We start from the raw sequence: 19870 nt of genomic DNA, 5'->3' as shown, positions 1-19870 counted from the left end.
ACTTACTGCGAACTTGCATTTTGATCTAAATTTTTCAAAAGTAGTGTTAAATCGGAAGCTTTTTTTGGATCCATCTTGGCCATAATGGATGAAATTTTTCTAGGATCTAGCGAAAGTAGAATTTTTGAAGCCTCATCCGGTTCCATTTCGCTTAATATACCTGCCACGGCCACATCTTTCATTTTAGCATAAATTTCTGTAATACGCCCCATAGTTTTATCATTAATAACTTGAAGATTTTGTTTAGTCGCTTCTAATATACGCTCATTTTGCTCTTTTAAACTTTTTATTTGCTCTAAACTTGCATTAACATCAGCTTCTTTTTGCTCCAAAGCTTGCATTTTTTCTTTTTGCAAAGCTTCAAAAGAAGCTCTATAAGCCTCTAAACTTTGTCTTGCTTCATCATATTCTCTAATTTGCTCTTGCATTTGCTCTTTTCTTGCTTCAAAATACTGCTCGCAATTTTGCTGTGCATTTACAAAATTTAAGAAAATCAATAAAAATATTATTTTTTTCATCATTTATCCTTATTAAAATGTCTTGTTATAGCAAGTTCATCTATAAATTTTTCTTCTTCTTTTTGTAAAGCTTTTTGGATTTTTTTTAATTCTTCATTTTCTAAAACCTTAATTTTTTCAAATTCCAAATGAGCCTTTTTGTATAAATGTTGATGATGTGCAAGTTCTTTTTTAGTTAGGTCTAATTTTTGTTTAATTCTTTGCTTACCCTCTCTTGCAATCTCTTGCATTTTTAAAGACGATCTTAACAAAGCTACTGAACCTTTATCAGCCAAAGTCAAGCTTTCGCATGTTTTTAAAGCTTCTTTAAATTCTTCTTCACACAACAAAAGCTTTTGTCTTGTTCTAGTCAAATTTGCCTCTGCTTTATCAAGCTGTTGTTTTCTAAGCTTAATCACAGAAGAATATTTGCTTTTCATAAAATGATAGTATCTTCTCTTTCAGGACTTGTGGAGATATAACCTACTCTAACGCCACTTAATTCTTCCAAACGCTTAATGTATTTTTTAGCATTTTCAGGTAGCAAATCATAATCTCTAATCCCTGCAACTTTATCCCAACCTTCCATTACTTCATAAATAGGTTTAGCGTTTTCTAAATCACAAGGTACATAGTCTATTTCTTGTCCTTTATATTCATATGCTTTACAAATTTTAACACTTTCAAAACCATCTAATACATCAAGTTTCATTAATGATAAAGTATCTAAGCCATTTAATCTTGCAGTATATCTTACCGCAACCGCATCAAACCAACCACATCTTCTTTTTCTACCTGTGCTTACTCCAATTTCTTTACCAATAAGTCCTATTTTTTCACCATCTTCGCCTAAATCCTCACTTGGAAAAGCTCCATTTCCCACTCTTGTTGTGTAAGCTTTTACTATGCCTATAACTTTTCCAATTTCTTTTGGATTTAATCCCAAACCACTTAAAGCTCCAGCTGAAATAGTCGTTGAACTAGTTACATAAGGATAAGTTCCATGATCAATATCAAGCATAGAACCTTGCGCGCCTTCTAACAATACTTTTTTATCCTCATCTAAAGCTTTCCAAAGCATTCTTGTAGTATCTGTAATATATGGCGCTAGCACTTCTTTAAAGCGTTTTAAATCTTTTAAAATTTCATCATAACTAGGCATTGCAATACCTAAAACATCAAAATAAGTTTTTTTAAGTTCAAAATCTTTCATTAAATTTTCACAAAGCTTTTCAGGCTCTAGCAATTCCCCTACTCTATGTCCATTACGACTTATTTTATCTTCATAGCTTGGCCCTATACCTTTGCCTGTTGTTCCTATAGCTTTATCACCTTTAAGTCTTTCTCTTGCTTGATCAATCAAAGCATGATGATTTAAATTTAAATGAGCTCTATCGCTTATAAATAATCTTCCTTCTAAATTTTCAAATTGAGCCATTTCACTAATTAATACATCAGGATTAACTACAACTCCATTACCTATAACATTAATACATTGCTTATTTAAAACACCTGATGGCATTAAATGTAAAGCATATCTTATACCATCAACCCATATAGTGTGACCTGCATTATGTCCACCTGCACTTCTGCAAACATAATCATAATTTTCACATAGTTTATCAACTATCTTACCCTTACCCTCATCACCCCATTGGATACCAACGACAATATCTGCTTTACTCATAAAAAAACTCCATTTTGACTTAAATTTGGCGAGAAGGTGAGAGAATCGAACTCCCCAAAAAGTAGTCAACTACCCTTTCATCTGATTTGAAGTCAGTGGCCATCACCAGATAAGCTAACCTTCCAAAAATGATATTATATCTTAATATTTTTAATTGAAACAAAAATTAAACATATGAAATTATAAGCGTGTAAAAATACTTTGAAATATTATATTTTTTAGTTATAATGTTTGTTTTTCAGTGTCAAGTTTTGACAATTACAATTTTTGGATATATCAATGCATTCTTTCAAACAATCTTTTTTTATAAATTTTTGGGATAATTCCAAAGGCATGATTATACTTGGAATTTTAAGTGCTATTTATTTTGGAATTTTTGGTAGTGTTTGGGCTGTTACAGGTGAAATGACACGCTGGGGTGGAGAAATTTTAGAATTTTTTGGTATGGATTTAAGCTCCTACACTTACTACCAAAAGCAAAATTTAAGTGGCAGTCCCTTAACAAGAATTGATGGTATCATGCTCATAGGTATGTTTATAGGATGCTTAGTAGCTGCATTTTTAGCAAATAAATTTAAATGGCGTTTGCCTGCTAGCAAAATTCGAATTTTTCAAGCTATTATAGGAGGAATTTTATCAGGCTTTGGTGCAAGACTTGCTTTTGGTTGTAATTTAGCAAATTTCTTTACAGGTTTACCTTATTTTTCTTTACATACTTGGGTTTTTACTTTATTTATGATTTTAGGAATTTATCTAGGTGTTAAGGTTTGTAATCTTGCCTTATTTAAGCCAAAAGCAAAGTTACAACGCGTTTGCAAAGAAAATCAAAAATTAAAAACACAAAATAAAATTTCAAAAATATATTTTTACATAGGACTTGGTGTATTTATAATTTTTATAACTTATGTTGTATTTATACTACAAAAACAAAATATTGATATTAAAAACAAAGAAAGCTTTTTTCCTTTAGCGTTAGTATTTGGTTTTGTTTTTGGTTTTATCATTTCTAGGGCTCAAATTTGCTTCACTTCTTGCTTTAGAGATTTATTTTTATTTGGTAGAGACAATGCTATAAAAGGCGCTTTAATAGGTATGATCATAGCTTGTTTAATAGCTTTTGCTTTTATATTACAAGGGCATACTAGTAAAGTAATAGAAATATCACCAAACCTTGCTATAGGTGCTTTTTTATTTGGATTTGGAATAGTTTTTGCCGGAGGATGCGAGTGTGGTTGGATGTATAGAGCTTGCGAGGGACAAAGTCATTTTATTATAGTGGGTATTGCCAATATCATCGGTACTATGATCTTAGCTTTAAATTATAATCATTTCCCAAAAATACTAACAAATGGTATAAAAATTCATCTTTTAAATGATTTTGGTTATTTTAATGGCTTATTAATCAATTTAGCTTTGTTTGCTATTTTATTTTTGTTTGTTTTAAAATTTAAAAGATTATTCTTCCAACACAACAAAGGAAAATTATGATTATTCATTATAGTTTAAATTTAGAAGGTGAGGCATGCCCATATCCTGCTATAGCTACCATTGATGCATTAAAAGAATTAAAATCAGGTGAAGTCTTAGAAATTTTATGTGATTGCCCACAAAGTATTAATTCTATACCTCAAGATGCGAAAAATCGCGGATTTGAAATTTTAGAGATAGATCAAGATGGACCAACGCTTAGATTTTTAATTCAAAAACCTTAAAAATTAGATTTGAGTATTTACTCAAATCTTTATATTTATACGATATTTTTCTATTAAATTTTCATCCAATATCACTCCTATACCCACAGCATCATTGACTTCAACTATACCATCTTTGCAAGGGATTAAATTTTTCACCAAATGAGTAAAAAGCACACTTGTTGATTGAGAATACTCTATCAAATTACAATATTTAGTACTTGCTAGAAACTGCACCGTAGCAGCAAGTAAAATTCCTGTAGAAAAACCATGCGGGACTAAATCACAACCATATTTTAAAGATATTTTTTCAATTTCTAACATAGTGTCAAAACCACCACATCTAGTAATATCAGGTTGCACAATAGAAACTTTTGACTTTTTAATAAAATTTTCAAACTCATTTAGCGTGTAAAAACTCTCTCCACCCGTAATCTTACAAGGTAAGTGTTCGCTAAGTCTTGCATAATCATAAACATTATTTGCACCAACTGGTTCTTCTATCCACTCTAAGTTATATTCTTCAATTTCCAAAAATCTTTCTCTTGCATAAGAAAAATTTTTCCAAAGCCCTACTAAGTCAATACTAAGTTTAATATCATCACCCACTGCACCTCTAATATTCTTAATAATCTCTTTATCAGATAATGCATTATTACCAAAGCCTGCACCACCAAATTTTAATAGTTTAAAACCTTCTTCTTTTAAGTATTTTACTCTAGAAATATTTTCTTCCATATTTTCACTCGGAATAAAAGTAGCGTATGCATTTAAAAAGTCTTTTCTTTTTCCACCAAGTATAGTAGCTACACTTACACCATAAATTTTTCCAAGTAAATCATATAAAGCAATATTTATTGCACTTAAAGCACAAATTAATGCTCCGCTAAGTCCATAATACGCACTTCCCTCAATCAAATCATCCATAATCTTCTTAATATTTCTTGGATCTTGTCCTATTAAAATTTCACTTAAATTTCTGCAAGATCCATGAGTACTAGGTTGCTCAAACATTATCTTTAAAACTGCCGCAGCACTATCACTTTCTCCTATTCCATAAAGATTATTATCTGTATAAATTCTTAATATAAAGGCATCTTCACCCCACTCACAAGACTCATCAAAAGTTTTTGTCCTTAACCATATAGGTTCAACCTTTGTAATTTTCATTATCCATCCTTTTTATCCATTTAATAAGCCCATAAAAGCTAATAGCAAGTATTACCAAAAAAGGAGCAGCACTCAAAACAACTGCAACTTTTAAGGTATTTAAATCTGCATTTATATAAAGCATTGCTAAAGGAATTAATCCAAGCATAATACACCAAAAAACTTTTAAATATTTACTAGGATTTTCACTATCTATTTTTGTGCTTACACAAGAAATAGTAAATGCAGTAGCATCCATATGAGAAGCCAAAAATACCATCATAAGCAGGAAATAAAAAAGAGCAAAAATAGTACCAAATGGTAGTGTTTTTATCAATGCTACCACTCCAGCTTCTCCAGCATTTGAACTAATAAAATTTGGAACATCTAAGATTCCACTTTGAAAAATATCTATTGCATATGAACTCAAAACTCCAAAGAAAAACCAAGTCCCAATACATCCACCCACAATAAGACCAAAAATTACTTGACGAATGGTCCTTCCTTTAGAAATTTTTGTCACAAAAATACTAACAGCAGGAGTGTAAGTAATCCAATAAAGCCAATAAAAAACTGTCCAATCAGAATTAAAGCTACTTACACCAGCAATATCATTATATAAGCTCATTGAAACATAATTACTAAAAAATACCCCTATACTATTTATTATATTATTTAATATAAATACACTATCTCCTAAAATAAATACCAATATTGCAAACACAAAACACAAGATACAAGATATTTTAGCAAGTTTTGCCATACCACTTGATAATCCAACAAAACTAGAAAAGGTAAAAACAGCTGTAACAATAGCTAAAAGAATAAATTTTAAATAAAAACCATCATTAATATCAAAAATTCCAGAAAGTCCAGCACTAATTGTAATTATAGAAAGGGTTGTAGTAAGCACAAGTCCACCAAAAGTACTAAATAAAAACACAACATCGATGATTTTATCAAGCACTATATTTTGATTAATATGCAAGATATTTGCTATTAAACTTGAAATTTTTAAATTTTTATTTTTAAAAATATAAAAATGAAAACACATTGCAATAGAACTTAAAGCATATACAGCCCAAGGCGTAATACCCCAATGCAAATACACAAAAGAAGTTGCACTTCTTAAAGCTTCTGTAGATTTTGGAGTAATATTTAATCCAGGTGCTAAATAATAATATGCCCATTCCATAAATGCCCAATACATAGTAGCAGATCCAAGTCCTGCACAAATAAACATAAAAATCCAAGCAGTATTTGAATAAGGATTTATCCCATCGCCTAATTTAATATTACCTATTTTAGAAAAAGCCAAGTAGAAAATAAAAACTACACAAATAAACTCAAAAAGTTGAACAAATGAGCCAAACATATGTGTAAGCTTACTAAAAAGAAAATTTGCTACTTCTAAAGCTTTACTAGGATTTATAAGTAAAATTACAATCACCATAAAAACCGCCAAGATAGATGTCACTATCAAAAATAAATCATAAGTTTTTTGATTATTTTTTTGCATAAATCTCCTTTTTGTTTCAAGTAGTAAATATATAGTATTTTCTTATTTTAAAATAAAACTTAAAGAAACTTTTATCATAAATGCATTAAAAGCTATACCTTAGTATTTTCAAATATTTTTTACTATAATAAAAAATTATTTAATCAATAAATTATTGCTACTAAAATACACAAATAAATAATGTTATTTCTCAAAATACAAAAATATTTAAAAAAATATCTTACATTGAAATTAAACACAAAAAAGGAGGAATACATGTGGCAAGGGAGAAATGATGGTGATGAAATTATCCATAAACGATTATTTAAATGTTTAAATCACTCTTCAAATAATAAATTATTAGGCTTTTGTTCATCATTGGGTGTGCAGAGAAATAATGGTAGAATTGGAAGTGAATTAGCACCAAAAATTATAAGAAAGAATATGGCAAATTTTGCTATACATGATGATTTTGATTTTGATGATTTAGGAGATATTGAAAATTTTGATACCCTAGAATTAGGCGATGAACTACTTTATCACAAGTGCTTAGAAATTTTACATAATAATCATTATGGTGTAATTTTAGGAGGTGGACACGAAACATCTTTAGCTTGTATCAAAGCGCTTTTAGATTACAAAAAAAGTGTAGGAGTTATAAATTTTGATGCACATTTTGATGTAAGAATTCAGGAGTTACATACTTCTGGAAATTCTTTTTACAAAGCTTATGAATATGCAAAAGAAAATAATTATAATTTTTCTTATCTTTGCTTAGGTGCAAGTAAATTATCTAACACAAAAGCACTTTTTCAAACTATGGATAATATGAAAGCAAGTTATGTTTTAGATACTGAATTTGAAAAATGTATAGAAGTCATTAAAAACTTCTTAAAACAAAATGAAGTTGTTTATTTAAGTATTGATATGGATGTATTTTCACAAAGCGTAGCTCCTGCTGTAAGCGCCCCTGCTGTTTTTGGTATCAATTTAAAAGAAATTTTAACTCCGATAAAAATTATTTTTGAAAGCAAAAAAGTTGCTTTAGCAGATATTTGTGAATTTAATCCTAAATTTGATATAGACAATCACACTGCAAAAATCGCTGCTTATCTAGCATATTTTTTATTAAGTAAAGGAATGATATGAAATTTGATAGTTTAAGTGTATTGGCTATTAGTATCGGGGTTTTATTGTTTGGTATGTTTTTGAAAAAACGTTTTTTAATCTTAGAAAAATTTTGCATTCCCGCACCAGTTATAGGTGGATTTTTAATCAGTATAATCATTTGGATTTTAAGTTTTATTGAGATTAAAGTTGATTTTGATACAAGTTTACAAACTCCTTTAATGGTAGCTTTTTTTACCGTAATAGGATTAAGTGGAAGTTTTAAACTCTTAAAAGTAGGAGGAAAAGTACTTTTAATCTATCTAGGTTGTTGCTGGTTTATGGCTTTAATGCAAAATTTTATCGGCATTTCCATGATGAGTTTATTCGATTTAAATAAACTATATGGAATTTTATGTGGTGCTGTTTCTTTGGAAGGAGGACATGGAAATGCTATAGCTTTTGGAGGTATGGTTGAAGAATTAAGTGGCTTAAATAACGCTAAAGTTTTAGCAGTGGCAGCGGCAACCTTTGGACTGATTTCAGGGTCTTTGCTCGGAGGTCCTGTAGCAAAATATCTTATAAATAAACACAAATTAAAAATCACAACTAATCAAGATATTAAAGATATAGATCCTCTAAAGCATGAAATTCACAATGCAAATTATAAAGATTTTTTAAAATCTTTATTTTTAATATTATGTATTATGTGTATTGGATTTTTTTTAAGTTCCAAATTTACACAATATAGCGGCTATTCTTTGCCTAGTTATGTTGGTGCTATGCTTGTTGCTATTGTTGTAAGAAATATTAATGATTCTTTTAATATTTTCAAGCTAAATCAATATACAATAGATACTATAAGTGAATTAAGCCTTGGTATTTTTTTAACTATGGCTATGATAAATTTAAAAATAAACGAACTAAGTGCTGTTGCTACACCTCTTTTTATTACTTTGATTGTGCAAGTTTTAGCTTTACTATTCTTTACAATTTTTATAGTTTTTAGATTATGCGGAAAAAATTATGATAGTGCGATTATGTGTGCCGGACTTATGGGACATGGTCTAGGTGCAACACCAAATGCAGTAGCAAATATGAATGCAGTTTGTTCTAGATATAATTTAACTTCAAGACAAGCTTTTTTAATAGTACCTTTATGCGGTGCTGTTTTAATTGATATTGTTGCAATACCTTTAAATACTTATTTGATTAATATTTTTTCATAGTTACTCTCGCATATTGCGAGAGTATTAGAGATGTTTTAGCATTGTTTCATAAGCTGCTTTAGTTCCTGGGCGAACTTTAGTTACCATGCTCACTAAAATAATCACAACAGAAGCAGCTAAAAATCCTGGAATGATTTCATAAATAGGAAAATCAAGCCACTCTGCTAAGAAATTTTTATATACTACAACTACAACTGCACCGGTAATCATACCTGCAATAGCAGCATATCTAGTCATTTTTGACCAAAATAACGAAAAGAGCATTACAGAACCAAAACTTGCTCCAAACCCTGCCCAAGCATAAGCTACTATACTTAATACGCTTGAGTTTTTATCAGTAGAAATAATAAAAGCTATCACAGCTACTGCTAAAACACCAAATCTACCCAAAGTCATCACTGTTTTATTGGACGCTTCTTTGTTAAAAATTCTTTTATAAAAATCTTCTGCTATAGTTGAACTTGAAACAAGTAATTGCGAACTTGCTGTGCTCATAATAGCTGCCAAAATAGCACTTAATAAAACACCTGCTATCCAAGGATTGAAAAGCAATTGCGACATTACGATAAAAATCTTTTCAGGATCTTGCAAACTAAGCTCAAATTTACTCACATAAGCTATACCTAAAATACCTATCAAACAAGCTCCAATTAAAGATATAACCATCCAAGAAATTCCTACAAAAGTAGCAGTTGGAATATCTTTAGTTGATCTTATAGACATAAAACGCACCAAAATATGTGGCTGACCAAAATACCCAAGCCCCCAAGAAAGCGCTGAAACTATACCCAAAAAGCTCAATCCTTCCCCCATAGAAAAAGTATTTGGCTTAATTTCTTTGACTATATTAACAGCTTCACTAAAGCCACCCAAATGATAAATCATCACTATAGGTACGATAATCAAGGCACTCATCATTAATAAACCCTGAATCAAATCCGTCCAACAAACTGCCTTATATCCACCCAAAAATGTATAAGCAACTATAATCACAGTTCCTGTAGTAAGTGCATAATCATATTGGATTCCAAAAGTTGCTTCAAAAAGCTTTGCTCCACCTACAAGTCCTGAAGAAACATAAAAAGTAAAGAATATCAAAATAACAATAGCACAAACTATTCTTAATATATGCTTATCATCATCAAATCTTGTTTCAAAATAATCTGGAATTGTAATAGAATTTGCAATCACACTAGTATAAATTCTAAGTCTTTTTGCTACAAAAGCCCAGTTTAAAAATGCTCCTATACTAAGACCTATTGCAATATAGCTTTCAGCTAAACCACTTACATATAAAGCTCCCGGTAAACCCATTAAAAGCCAACCACTCATATCAGAAGCTCCAGCACTAAGTGCTGAAACTACTGGCCCCATAGAACGACCACCTAAAAAATAATCCTCTGAGTTTTTATTTTGTTTATAAAAATAAAATCCAATAAAAAGCATTAATGCTGAATATGCGACAAACATTATCGCAATTTGAGTGTTAATGTGTACAACCTCCATTTTTTCTCCTTTTTATTTTAAAGCACGAATGCCTAAATTTCCATAACGGTGGAAAGATATACTTAAAGCTTTTTCATTATGATATAAAAGCAACTCAAAACGTCCGTTCATTAAAGGCTTAGCATTGGCAATGATTTTTGCGCAACTTGCTGCTTTTATGAAAATTTCATCATTAATATTTAATGGAGCAAAATAACGAATTCTTTCATAATCAGCTATTTTGCTAATGAAATTTTCTTTACTTTCTTTAAGGAATAAAGTTTTTGAACTAATTTTTTGATTAATCTTTTGCACAAGATCTATTTTCTCATGCTCATCATAACTTAAAATAAGATCAATATTTAGCACACTGGCTGCTAAAATAACCCCTAAAATATCTTTTAAACTATCATCTTTATGTACTCTATAAGCGATATTTTTAACCTTTGTATAAGAGAAAATATTATCCTCACCTCTTATATTGACATAATCTTTTGCACTTGCAAATTCATGTTTTGCATGATAAGCATAGCTTCTTGCCATAGCTTTAATGACTTCAAAATCAGCTTTATCTTTTTCATTTAAATCCAAGCTTAAAGCATTTAAATTTGATACTAACTCATTATCTAAAACATTTTGATCAGCTTGACTTTGCTCTATATCTAAAAATTGAGTGATGTAATTATAAATTCCAACTTTTCTACCAAAACCAATGGCTGATTTTTTAATACCACCAAAAGGTTGTCTAAGAACTATAGCTCCTGTTGTTGGTTTATTGATGTAAATATTTCCTGCCTCTATGTGAGTGTGGAAGTATTCCCATTCTCTCTCATCTAAACTTTCAAATCCTGCTGTAAGTCCATAGCCTGTAGAATTTACTATATCAATAGCTTCTTTTAAATCTTTTGCTTTCATTACAGTTAAGATTGGTGCAAAAAGCTCATTCATGTGCGTAAAATCACCTTTTTTAGTACCATATTTAATCCCTGGAGTTAAAAGATAAGGATTATCATCTACAAATTTAGGTTTTAAAGCCCAACTTTCATATGGAGCTAGCTCATCTAATGCTTTTTGCAGTTTTACATCTGGTTTATCTGCTAAAGCTCCAAGTTTATTTTTAAATACAAATGGATTTCCAACCGCCATAGAACTAGCAGCATCTACCAAGGTCTTTTTAAATTCCTCATCTTCATAAACTTCTTCTTCCAAAACAAGTAAAGAAGTAGCAGAGCATTTTTGACCTGAATTTGAAAATGCTGAATGAATGATATTTTTAATCGCACTATCACGATCAGCAAATTTAGAAACAATAGTTGCATTTTTACCGCCTGTTTCAGCACTTAAAAGTAAGGTTGGATTAGCTTTGAGCATTGCATAAGCAGTTTCTTCTCCACCGGTTAATACTGAAAATTTCACACTTTGATCAACAAGCAAGTATTTTGATATATCACTACCTTTAGCAGGTAAGAAAATCAAAGCATCTTTTGGAATTCCCGCATCCCAAAAGCATTTACAAAGCATATAACCTGTTAGCATGGATAAAGATGATGGCTTATATATTACTTTATTACCTGCAGCCAAAGGTGCTGCTATGGTTCCTACTGAAATACCTACTGGAAAATTCCATGGTGCAATTACCACACCTATGCCTTTTGCTTTAAAAGTAGTATTTGGATTTTGCTCTTTTAGTTTTTCCAAAGAATGTGGGTAAAATTCTAAAAAGTCTATAGCCTCACTAACTTCAGGATCAATCTCTAAGAAAGTTTTTCCTACTTCTAAAGCTGCTATACCTATTAAATCTCCTCTACGATCTCTAACAAGTTGAGCAGTTTTTGCTAAAATTTTATAAATTTCATCATGACTTAAATCACTAAAATTTGAGCTCTTAGCTACATCTAAAGCATATTTAATCTCTTTTTGGCCTGCTAAATGTGCTTTACCTATAGTGCGATTTTTGATTTTATCTTTAACTTCTATTACTTGTAAATTTTCATTTTTAATTTCTTCTTTTGCAACCGGATACACATCATAATTTTCTAAATTTTCATATTTAGTTCTTATATTTTTAGCCCATTCTCTATTTGCTTTTAAGATAAAATCTGTATCAGGTTCGTTTTTAAATTCTTTACTCTCATAAGAACTAATAGCCTTTATCTCATTATTTCTATCTTGAGTTCTATGAGTAGAATTATCCAAACTAGCAACGCCTTCTAAAGATTTTATAAATAATTCTTTTTGCATTTGCCAATTTTTATCATTGATTTTAAGGTTGAAAAAATATCTCATGAAATTATCTTCACTAGTATTTTCATCAAGTCTTCTTACTAAGTAAGCAATGGCATTATTAAAATGCGCTTCATCACACACCGGTGCATAAAGTATAAGATCATGCATTTTAGAAAGCTCATAAGAGCATTGCAAACTCATACCTTCAAGCATTTCAAAAGTAAAAGATGATAAAGCTCCTGCTTGTGAAATTCTAGTATAAGCATAAGCAATTTCAAATAAATTGTGACTCGCAATACCTACATTAATATATTTATAATTATCACCCTCTAAGACAAAATCAAGCATTTTCTTATAATTACTATCTGTGTCAATTTTTTTATAAAAAGTAGGTAGAGCCCAACCTCTTTGCGAAGCTATAGTTTCTTCACTTTCCATATTCGCTCCTTTAACAAAGCGAATTTTTATAGGCTTCATACCTTTTAAAACTCTTTCTTTTGAAAAAGCAAAAAGTTTTTTCAAATATTCATAAGAATCAGGAAGATAAGCTTGTAAAACGATACCTGCTTTAATATTATACTTTGCAATACTTTCCATAAAAGCTTCAACGGTTAATTCTAAATCTCTAAATTCTTCCATGTCAAGATTGATAAATTTAGACACACCTTGCTTTTTTTCTTCTTCTAAAGCAAGAGCATATAATTTATCCAATCTTTTTACCACTTCATCTTTAGAGTATTCAAAATCAATGATATTAATTTGAGAAAAAATGGTAGTGATTTTAATTGAAATATAAGTAATATAGCTTGTTTTTAATGCTTCTTCATATTTTTTTACTCTATAAGCACTCTCAGCCTCACCCAAAACCTCTTCACCAATTAAATTTACATTTAAGGTAATTTTATCTTCATCTTTTCTTTTACGCATATGAGGCTCTAAAACATTAGGATTTGCATCTAAAACCATAGCTTTAGTATCTTCTCTTAAATGCTTAATGAAAAATGGCACACTAAGAGTTGGTGCAAATTTTCCAAAATTTAAAAATGAAAAAAGCAAAAATTTTTCAAAAGCACTAAAAAAATCTGCTATACCATATTTGTTTAAAGTATGCTCTATAAGCTCAAAACTCGCACTTTTATCTTTACATCTAAAAGAGCGATCTAAAAGCTCAATCAACATCACTTTATTTTTAGGATTGTTTAAAAGTTTTTGCATTTTGGCGTGAAATTCTTTTTCACTTTGAGAGATATTACTTTCTATTTTTCTTTGTAATTCTTCAGCTAATTGCAAAGCTTTTTGTATCATTTCTTCCTCCATTTAGTAATTAATATCTTTTATGATACAAAAATAGCCACAAAAATCAACATATATTTATTTATAATTTATTTTTTTATGTAAAAAAGTAACAAATATAAACATATATTTTTAATTGTAAATAAAATATTAGTGTAATAATAAATAATTATGAGTATTTCTTACACATCTAGCAATAATCTTTGCCTCTATATTGTAATCTTTCAAAATTTTCAAAGCCTCATTTGCATCTTTTTCACTCATTGCAGCTAAAAGTCCACCTGAAGTTTGAGGATCAAAATACACTATATCTTCATCTTTTTCATTTAAATTATCAACCCAAATTTTTAGGCTATCTTTATTTTTATAAGCTCCTGCTGGGATTATCCCTATATTAGCCATTGGCAAAACTCCATCCATTAAAGGAATTTCATTTTTATACACTTCTATCATAATTTCTTCATTTAACATTTCTTTTAAATGCCCCAAAAGGCCAAAACCAGTAACATCACTTAAAGCACTAAGACTTTTAAACCCCTTTAAAATACGACTTGCGTAAAGATTTAAAAAACTCATTTGCTCTATTGCTTTTAAAATCTTTGCTTTTTCTAGCAAACCAGCCTTGATAGCAGTACTAATAATGCCACTACCTATAGGCTTAGTAAGTAAAATAACATCACCATCTTTTGCACTATTATTAGCTATAAATTTCTTAGGATGAACTACACCTGTCACACTAAGACCAAAAATAAATTCATCATTTTCTATAGTATGGCCACCTACTAGTACAGCACCAGCTTCTTCAACCTTAGCTCTAGCACCTTCTAAAACTTCAAGTAAAATTTCATTGTTAAAATGACAAGTATCAAAGCCTACAATATTTAAGGCATTAATCACCTCAGCACCCATAGCAAATACATCACTTAAAGCATTGGCAGCAGCTATAACACCAAAATGATACGCACTATCAACCACAGGTGTGATAAAATCAAGTGTTTGCACTAAAGCTAAATCTTCATTTAGCTTATAAACACTTGCATCTTCATTATTATTAATACCACTTAAAATGTTTTCATGCGGTTTTAAAATGCCAAGAATTTTGTCAAGACCCACCGAGTCTAGTTTGGCAGCTCAACCCGCAGCTTTTACATATTGAGTTAGTTTTTGATCTTTATATATCATAAAGAAATAATCTTTGCCTTTCCAAAAAGTTCATTTAAAATTTCATAAGCATTACCTATTTTGCCTATTTTAAGCTCTTTAGTTTTACCAAAAAATTCCAAACATGCCCCACAACTATAAATTTCAACCCCTAAATTTTCAAGCTCTTTCATAGCTTCAAAAGCCATATGAGAACAATCAGTATTCATTAAAACACTATCATTAACGCAAAGGATTTTTACAGGTTTATTAGGTAAATCTTTTAAGGTTTTTAAAAAACCTAGCATTAGATTTTTCCCAAGCTCCCCTTCACCTACTTTATCGCTTTTTAAAAACAACACATTATATTCTTGTAAATTTTGTTCTTGAATTTGAACTATATCACCATCTTTTATAATGCTAATAATACTTTCATCATTTACATCTTTCACACTAAAGTTCAAATTTAAAGATTTTAAAAACCTCATTACATTTTCTTTAGAAGCTTGAGAATTTAAAAGAATTTCTAAATTTTCATTTTCTTTTAACTCTTCTAAAGCCTTTTTTGTCTCTATCACAGGACGCGGACAAGCTAAATCTCTACAATCAATTTTCATTTTTTACCTTTTTTACTTAATGATATATTTTTATAACTTGTATTCAAATTAAGTTTTATCTTTTTCCTGATTTTTCTTGAAAAATAATTCTTTAAAGCGTTTATTAGTGTATTCTTCTACATCTTGTTGTAAAATTTTAAAATTTTGAATTAACTCATAAGCTCTTGGAGTAAGCTTACTACCTGATTGACTTCCTCTTCCTTTTTTAGCAATGAGCAATTCTTCTTTCATATTTTTTTCTAAATCCTGTATATAAAGCCAAGCTTTTTTATAATTAATCCCTAATTGTTTAGCCGCTTGGGAAATACTTCCACATTCTCCAACTAATTCTAAAATATCTGTTTTCCCTTTACCAAAAAGTAATTCTCCATCAGGATTTTCTACCCAAATTTTGCTTTTTATATGAAATTTTTTACCTTTTTTTTCTTCAAAACAACCAAGTTCGCAGTATTTAACATCAATTTTATAAGTTTTAAGCGTAGCTCTCATATCAGCCATATTAAAGTTTTTAGCACATTCTAAAGCATCTTTACATGATATGCGACGCTTAGAATCTAGTTTTGTTTCTAATTTTTCTAAAATTTCACTTTTTGCTATATTTTTATTTAACTTTCCAAATTGACCTAACTCGCAATCTGAAATTTTTACATCCATTTTTTTTATACTAGCTTGAAAATCTTCTTTGGAGTATTGTTTTAAAAGCTCTAGTGCTTTTTTACAAGTAAGTTTATTATTTTCATCAAGATTTTTTTGAATTTTTAAATTTAATTCTTCCATGAATTAACCTTGGATCATAAGTAGTAAAAAAGGGTGCCTGTAAACACCCTTTGGGTTATTTTGCATCAAGTCCTAAATTTTGGCCCTTAAGCAAAACTCTTTTTCTATACATTGCACTAACTTCAGCTGCATCACCAACCAAAAGTGCATTTGTAGAACAAACCGCAGCACACATAGGCACTTTACCTTCTGCGATACGATTTTGTCCATAAAGTTCTCTTTCTTCATGAGAGTTAGTAGGTTCAGGACCACCTGCACACATAGTACATTTATCCATTTGACCTTTAATACCAAAAGCACCATCTCTTGGAAATTGTGGAGCACCAAAAGGACATGCATAAAGACAATACCCACAACCTATACAAGTTTTTTTATCATGTAAAACAATACCATCAGCTCTAATATAAAAGCATTTTACAGGACAAACTTGCTCACATGGAGCATCTGTGCAGTGTTGGCAGGCAAGAGTTGTTGAAAACTCTTTTCCTTCTATGCCTTCATTTAGAGTGATTACCTTTCTTCTATTAATCCCCACTGGCACTTCGTGCGCACTTGAACAAGCCACTTGACAAGCAAAGCAAGAAATACAGCGATTATTATCTACATAAAATTTCATTCTAGCCATAACTTACCCCTTAAGCCTTTTCAAGTCTGCAAAGTCCTGCATTAAATTCAGAAATTTGCGTATTTATATCAAAACCATAGTTAGTAACCGTGTTAGAACTTTCACCTATAGTATAAGGTCTAGTGCCTTCAGGATAATTATAACTTAAATCCACTCCTTGCATAATACCCGCAAAGTTATAAGGCAAGCAAATTCTATCCGGTGTAACAGAATGATTATGCACACATTTTACTTTAATCTTAGTACCTTGCGGTGAATGAATCCACATCATATCTCCATCATTTATACCATATTTTAAGGCAAGTTCAGGGTGAACATTAGCAAACATTTCAGGTGTAATTGCAGCAAGATATTTACTAGTTCTCTCAAGCATACCTGCACCACTTAAATTTACTAAACGCATACTTGAAATGATAGTTGGAAACTCTTTGCTCCAATCTTTCTTTTGTTGCTCGCTGATAAATTTACTCTCAACTCTGAAGTTTTTCTCTTGATCGCCCCAAGTAGGATATTTTTTAACCAAATCCCAACGAGGTGAGTGAATAGGCTCTCTATGTAGTGGAATAGGATCTGCAAATTCCCAAACTTTCATTCTAGCTCTTGCATTACCTAAACAGCAAGCACTCTTTTCTCTACATTTTTCTAAAATAATACCTGAAATATCTGTACTCCAGCTAGCGCCCATTAATTCTTTTTCGCTATCACTTAGTTTGATATTAAATACTTTTTCAATATTTGCCTTAGTGATTTGTGGGTAACCACCTTTAACTTTACATCCTTTTGGAGTAAAGGCATCATCTGCTAATTGAGAATGTCCTTCATGCTCCAAACCAAAGCGGTTTCTAAAGCCCATACCGCCTTCTTCATAAGGCACATCAGTATTCCATAATATAGAAGTTCCCGGATGTTGTTCATCCCAACAAGGCCAAGGTAAGCCATAGTATTCGCCTTTAACTTCACCACCAAGACCTCTTTGAGTATCAGGATCAAAATGTTCCCAATTTTGTTGGTGTTTTCTTAAGCGTTCAGCTGAAATACCTCTTAAGCCTATACTTAAAAGACCATTACTCATTTCTCTTGTAGCATCATCAGGCCATATAAAATTATCATCATTATCATCTCTTGTTTGTACAAGCTTATGATCTTTCAATTCCATTTTCATACCGCGAGTGTATTCTTTATAAAAGCCGAATTTTTTAGCAAAAGCAAACATAATCTCTTGATCTTCTTTGCTTTCATAAATTGGTTTTACTACTTGAGAACGCCATTGCATAGCACGATTAGTCGCAGTGACATAACCTTCTGTTTCAAATTGAGTACAAGCAGGGATAATATAAATACCATCAGAACGATCTGCTAAAACTGCTACTTCATTTACAAAAGGTTCAGCGATTACAATCATATCAAGTTTTTTAAGCGCTTCTTGAATTTTTACCGTATGCGCCATAGAAGTAATACCCGTTCCTTGCACCCAAAGCACACGGATAGGTGAGTTAGAATAAGTTTTTTCTTCATGTAAAACGCCTTGCCACCATTTTGCTAGTGAAAAACCTTTTTCATGCATCCATTCTTTAGAATAAAATCTTGAATTTAAATATTCTCTATCTACATTCCAAAAATTAGCAAAATGATTCCACGCATTATCATCAAGCCCATAATAAGCTGGTAAAGTATCAGCCAAACAGCCCATATCAGTAGCACCTTGAACATTATCATGACCTCTAATGATGTTTGTTCCTGCACCTGGTTTGCCTATATTACCAAGAACGAGTTGTAAGATAGCTAGAATTCTTGTGTTGGAGCTACCTACCGAGTGTTGAGTAATACCTAAAGCCCAAAATAGCGTAGCAGGTTTGATTGTAGCTAACATTCTTGTGATTTTTTCAAGTTGAGCAGCTGGAACACCTGTTACATCTTCTACAACTTCAGGAGTCCATTTAACAGCCTCCGCTTTTATTTCTTCAACCCCATAAGTTCTAGTTTTGATTAATTCTTTATCTTCCCAACCGTTTTTGAAGATCAAATGAAGCATACCATAAACTAAAGCTATATCTGTACCTGGACGAATTCTTACATATTCATCAGCATGTACTGCAGTTTTTGTAAATACAGGATCTACAACTACCAATTTAGCATTATTACGATCTTTTGCTTGTAATAAGTGTTTAAATCCGATAGGATTTGCCACAGCAGTATTTGCACCAAAAATAATCATCATTTTTGAGTGTTTAGTCACATCACCAAAATGATTTGTCATAGCGCCATAACCCCATGTATTCGCCACACCGGCGACTGTTGCGCTGTGTCAAATTCTAGCAACGTGGTCTATATTGTTAGTACCCCAAAATGCTGCAAATTTTCTAAAATAATAAGCTTGTTGGTTATTAAATTTAGCTGAACCTAAAAACATAACGCTATCAGGTCCATTTTCTTTACGGATTTCAAGCATTTTATCGCCAATTTCATTGATAGCTTGTTCCCAAGTTAAACGTACCCATTTGCCATTTTCTTTTTTCATAGGATATTTAATACGCTGCTTTGATTTAGTAAGATCGATTTGATCTATCCCTTTACAGCAGTGTGATCCTTGAGAAATAGGATGTTCTATAGCGTTTTCTTGACGCACCCAAACTCCATCTTGCACTTCTGCTTTAATTCCACAGCCTGCACTACAGATACTACAGATTGTTCTAACAATCTTAGAATCTGGATAAGGATTTGCTACTTCTTGTTCACTTGCAGCTCTAATAGCTTTGTTTTCACTACCAAAAGCCGCACTTCCAAGACCAGCAATACCAGCAAGCTTAAGAAAATTTCTTCTTGCTAATGCCATCTTCTTCCTTTCTTAA

Annotated in this window: 16 protein-coding genes and 1 tRNA gene; 4 read left to right on the top strand and 13 right to left on the bottom strand. The window is 30.9% G+C overall.

Annotated elements, in window-relative coordinates; all coding sequences use genetic code 11:
• Nucleotides 1-2: 2 nt before the first annotated feature.
• The 4 genes from L8U37_RS03280 to L8U37_RS03265 all read right to left on the bottom strand — a co-directional run bounded on the left by L8U37_RS03280 (nt 3) and on the right by L8U37_RS03265 (nt 2308).
• Complete coding sequence (locus L8U37_RS03280) at nt 3-521, bottom strand: MotE family protein (RefSeq protein WP_165955271.1); 519 nt, start codon at nt 519-521, stop codon at nt 3-5.
• Complete coding sequence (locus tag L8U37_RS03275) at nt 518-937, bottom strand: flagellar FliJ family protein (protein WP_133319401.1); 420 nt, start codon at nt 935-937, stop codon at nt 518-520. The genes L8U37_RS03280 and L8U37_RS03275 overlap by 4 nt, the downstream gene beginning before the upstream one ends.
• The gene (locus tag L8U37_RS03270; RefSeq protein WP_133319402.1) at nt 934-2184 is read right to left on the bottom strand and encodes an adenylosuccinate synthase; all 1251 of its coding nucleotides are present in this window, start codon (nt 2182-2184) and stop codon (nt 934-936) included. Before L8U37_RS03270 ends, L8U37_RS03275 begins: the two co-directional genes overlap by 4 nt.
• A 26-nt stretch (nt 2185-2210) precedes the next feature.
• A tRNA-Sec gene (locus tag L8U37_RS03265) sits at nt 2211-2308 on the bottom strand.
• Nucleotides 2309-2463: 155 nt separating this feature from the next.
• Between L8U37_RS03265 and yedE the strand changes: the two genes are divergently transcribed.
• Both yedE and yedF (L8U37_RS03255) read left to right on the top strand, forming a co-directional pair.
• Nucleotides 2464-3672: a selenium metabolism membrane protein YedE/FdhT gene (gene yedE / locus L8U37_RS03260; RefSeq protein WP_263728583.1), complete on the top strand. Its 1209-nt coding sequence runs from the start codon at nt 2464-2466 to the stop codon at nt 3670-3672.
• Entirely contained in the window at nt 3669-3896 is a 228-nt protein-coding gene (gene yedF, locus L8U37_RS03255) for a sulfurtransferase-like selenium metabolism protein YedF (protein WP_133319404.1), read from the top strand. The genes yedE and yedF (L8U37_RS03255) overlap by 4 nt, the downstream gene beginning before the upstream one ends.
• 21 nt (nt 3897-3917) lie before the next feature.
• On the opposite strand, the gene L8U37_RS03250 is transcribed toward yedF (L8U37_RS03255), so the two are convergent.
• Nucleotides 3918-5045, bottom strand: a complete 1128-nt coding sequence (locus tag L8U37_RS03250) for a mandelate racemase/muconate lactonizing enzyme family protein (RefSeq protein ID WP_263672853.1) — start codon at nt 5043-5045, stop codon at nt 3918-3920.
• On the bottom strand, nt 5026-6543 hold the full coding sequence (locus tag L8U37_RS03245; protein ID WP_263660528.1) for a BCCT family transporter: 1518 nt from the start codon (nt 6541-6543) through the stop codon (nt 5026-5028). The genes L8U37_RS03250 and L8U37_RS03245 overlap by 20 nt, the downstream gene beginning before the upstream one ends.
• 255 nt (nt 6544-6798) lie before the next feature.
• On the opposite strand from L8U37_RS03245, the gene L8U37_RS03240 reads away from it, so the two are divergent.
• Entirely contained in the window at nt 6799-7671 is an 873-nt protein-coding gene (locus L8U37_RS03240; RefSeq protein WP_133319407.1) for a formimidoylglutamase, read from the top strand.
• Entirely contained in the window at nt 7668-8858 is a 1191-nt protein-coding gene (gltS, locus tag L8U37_RS03235; RefSeq protein ID WP_133319408.1) for a sodium/glutamate symporter, read from the top strand. Before L8U37_RS03240 ends, gltS begins: the two co-directional genes overlap by 4 nt.
• Before the next feature lie 24 nt (nt 8859-8882).
• On the opposite strand, the gene putP is transcribed toward gltS, so the two are convergent.
• The 7 genes from putP to L8U37_RS03200 all read right to left on the bottom strand — a co-directional run bounded on the left by putP (nt 8883) and on the right by L8U37_RS03200 (nt 19854).
• Nucleotides 8883-10364, bottom strand: coding sequence for a sodium/proline symporter PutP (gene putP / locus L8U37_RS03230; protein WP_263728581.1), 1482 nt, complete (start codon nt 10362-10364; stop codon nt 8883-8885).
• Nucleotides 10365-10376: 12 nt separating this feature from the next.
• Nucleotides 10377-13874 (bottom strand): bifunctional proline dehydrogenase/L-glutamate gamma-semialdehyde dehydrogenase, encoded by a 3498-nt coding sequence (locus L8U37_RS03225; protein ID WP_263728579.1) that lies wholly within the window; start codon nt 13872-13874, stop codon nt 10377-10379.
• 138 nt (nt 13875-14012) lie between these two features.
• Complete coding sequence (gene selD / locus L8U37_RS03220) at nt 14013-15044, bottom strand: selenide, water dikinase SelD (RefSeq protein ID WP_263728578.1); 1032 nt, start codon at nt 15042-15044, stop codon at nt 14013-14015.
• Complete coding sequence (gene yedF / locus L8U37_RS03215; RefSeq protein ID WP_133319412.1) at nt 15041-15619, bottom strand: sulfurtransferase-like selenium metabolism protein YedF; 579 nt, start codon at nt 15617-15619, stop codon at nt 15041-15043. The genes selD and yedF (L8U37_RS03215) overlap by 4 nt, the downstream gene beginning before the upstream one ends.
• A 48-nt stretch (nt 15620-15667) precedes the next feature.
• Nucleotides 15668-16396, bottom strand: a complete 729-nt coding sequence (locus tag L8U37_RS03210) for a winged helix-turn-helix domain-containing protein (protein WP_263728577.1) — start codon at nt 16394-16396, stop codon at nt 15668-15670.
• Nucleotides 16397-16451: 55 nt separating this feature from the next.
• Nucleotides 16452-17021, bottom strand: a complete 570-nt coding sequence (gene fdh3B, locus L8U37_RS03205) for a formate dehydrogenase FDH3 subunit beta (RefSeq protein WP_133319414.1) — start codon at nt 17019-17021, stop codon at nt 16452-16454.
• 10 nt (nt 17022-17031) lie between these two features.
• Nucleotides 17032-19854, bottom strand: a complete 2823-nt coding sequence (locus tag L8U37_RS03200; RefSeq protein WP_263660534.1) for a formate dehydrogenase subunit alpha — start codon at nt 19852-19854, stop codon at nt 17032-17034.
• Between the last annotated feature and the right edge of the window lie 16 nt (nt 19855-19870).

Origin of the sequence: Campylobacter sp. RKI_CA19_01122 (assembly GCF_025771325.1) — a bacterium.
Taxonomy (GTDB): Bacteria; Campylobacterota; Campylobacteria; order Campylobacterales; family Campylobacteraceae; genus Campylobacter_D; species Campylobacter_D lari_D.
Note: the sequence above shows the minus strand (reverse complement) of the source record. Positions and strands in the feature narration are given on the sequence as shown.

What these genes read in the sequence shown, in the direction of transcription:
- L8U37_RS03280 (WP_165955271.1), bottom strand. Translation starts at nt 521, where the DNA reads ATGATGAAAAAAATAATATTTTTATTGATTTTCTTAAATTTTGTAAAT.
- L8U37_RS03275 (WP_133319401.1), bottom strand. Translation starts at nt 937, where the DNA reads ATGAAAAGCAAATATTCTTCTGTGATTAAGCTTAGAAAACAACAGCTT.
- L8U37_RS03270 (WP_133319402.1), bottom strand. Translation starts at nt 2,184, where the DNA reads ATGAGTAAAGCAGATATTGTCGTTGGTATCCAATGGGGTGATGAGGGT.
- yedE (WP_263728583.1), top strand. Translation starts at nt 2,464, where the DNA reads ATGCATTCTTTCAAACAATCTTTTTTTATAAATTTTTGGGATAATTCC.
- yedF (WP_133319404.1), top strand. Translation starts at nt 3,669, where the DNA reads ATGATTATTCATTATAGTTTAAATTTAGAAGGTGAGGCATGCCCATAT.
- L8U37_RS03250 (WP_263672853.1), bottom strand. Translation starts at nt 5,045, where the DNA reads ATGAAAATTACAAAGGTTGAACCTATATGGTTAAGGACAAAAACTTTT.
- L8U37_RS03245 (WP_263660528.1), bottom strand. Translation starts at nt 6,543, where the DNA reads ATGCAAAAAAATAATCAAAAAACTTATGATTTATTTTTGATAGTGACA.
- L8U37_RS03240 (WP_133319407.1), top strand. Translation starts at nt 6,799, where the DNA reads ATGTGGCAAGGGAGAAATGATGGTGATGAAATTATCCATAAACGATTA.
- gltS (WP_133319408.1), top strand. Translation starts at nt 7,668, where the DNA reads ATGAAATTTGATAGTTTAAGTGTATTGGCTATTAGTATCGGGGTTTTA.
- putP (WP_263728581.1), bottom strand. Translation starts at nt 10,364, where the DNA reads ATGGAGGTTGTACACATTAACACTCAAATTGCGATAATGTTTGTCGCA.
- L8U37_RS03225 (WP_263728579.1), bottom strand. Translation starts at nt 13,874, where the DNA reads ATGATACAAAAAGCTTTGCAATTAGCTGAAGAATTACAAAGAAAAATA.
- yedF (WP_133319412.1), bottom strand. Translation starts at nt 15,619, where the DNA reads ATGAAAATTGATTGTAGAGATTTAGCTTGTCCGCGTCCTGTGATAGAG.
- L8U37_RS03210 (WP_263728577.1), bottom strand. Translation starts at nt 16,396, where the DNA reads ATGGAAGAATTAAATTTAAAAATTCAAAAAAATCTTGATGAAAATAAT.
- fdh3B (WP_133319414.1), bottom strand. Translation starts at nt 17,021, where the DNA reads ATGGCTAGAATGAAATTTTATGTAGATAATAATCGCTGTATTTCTTGC.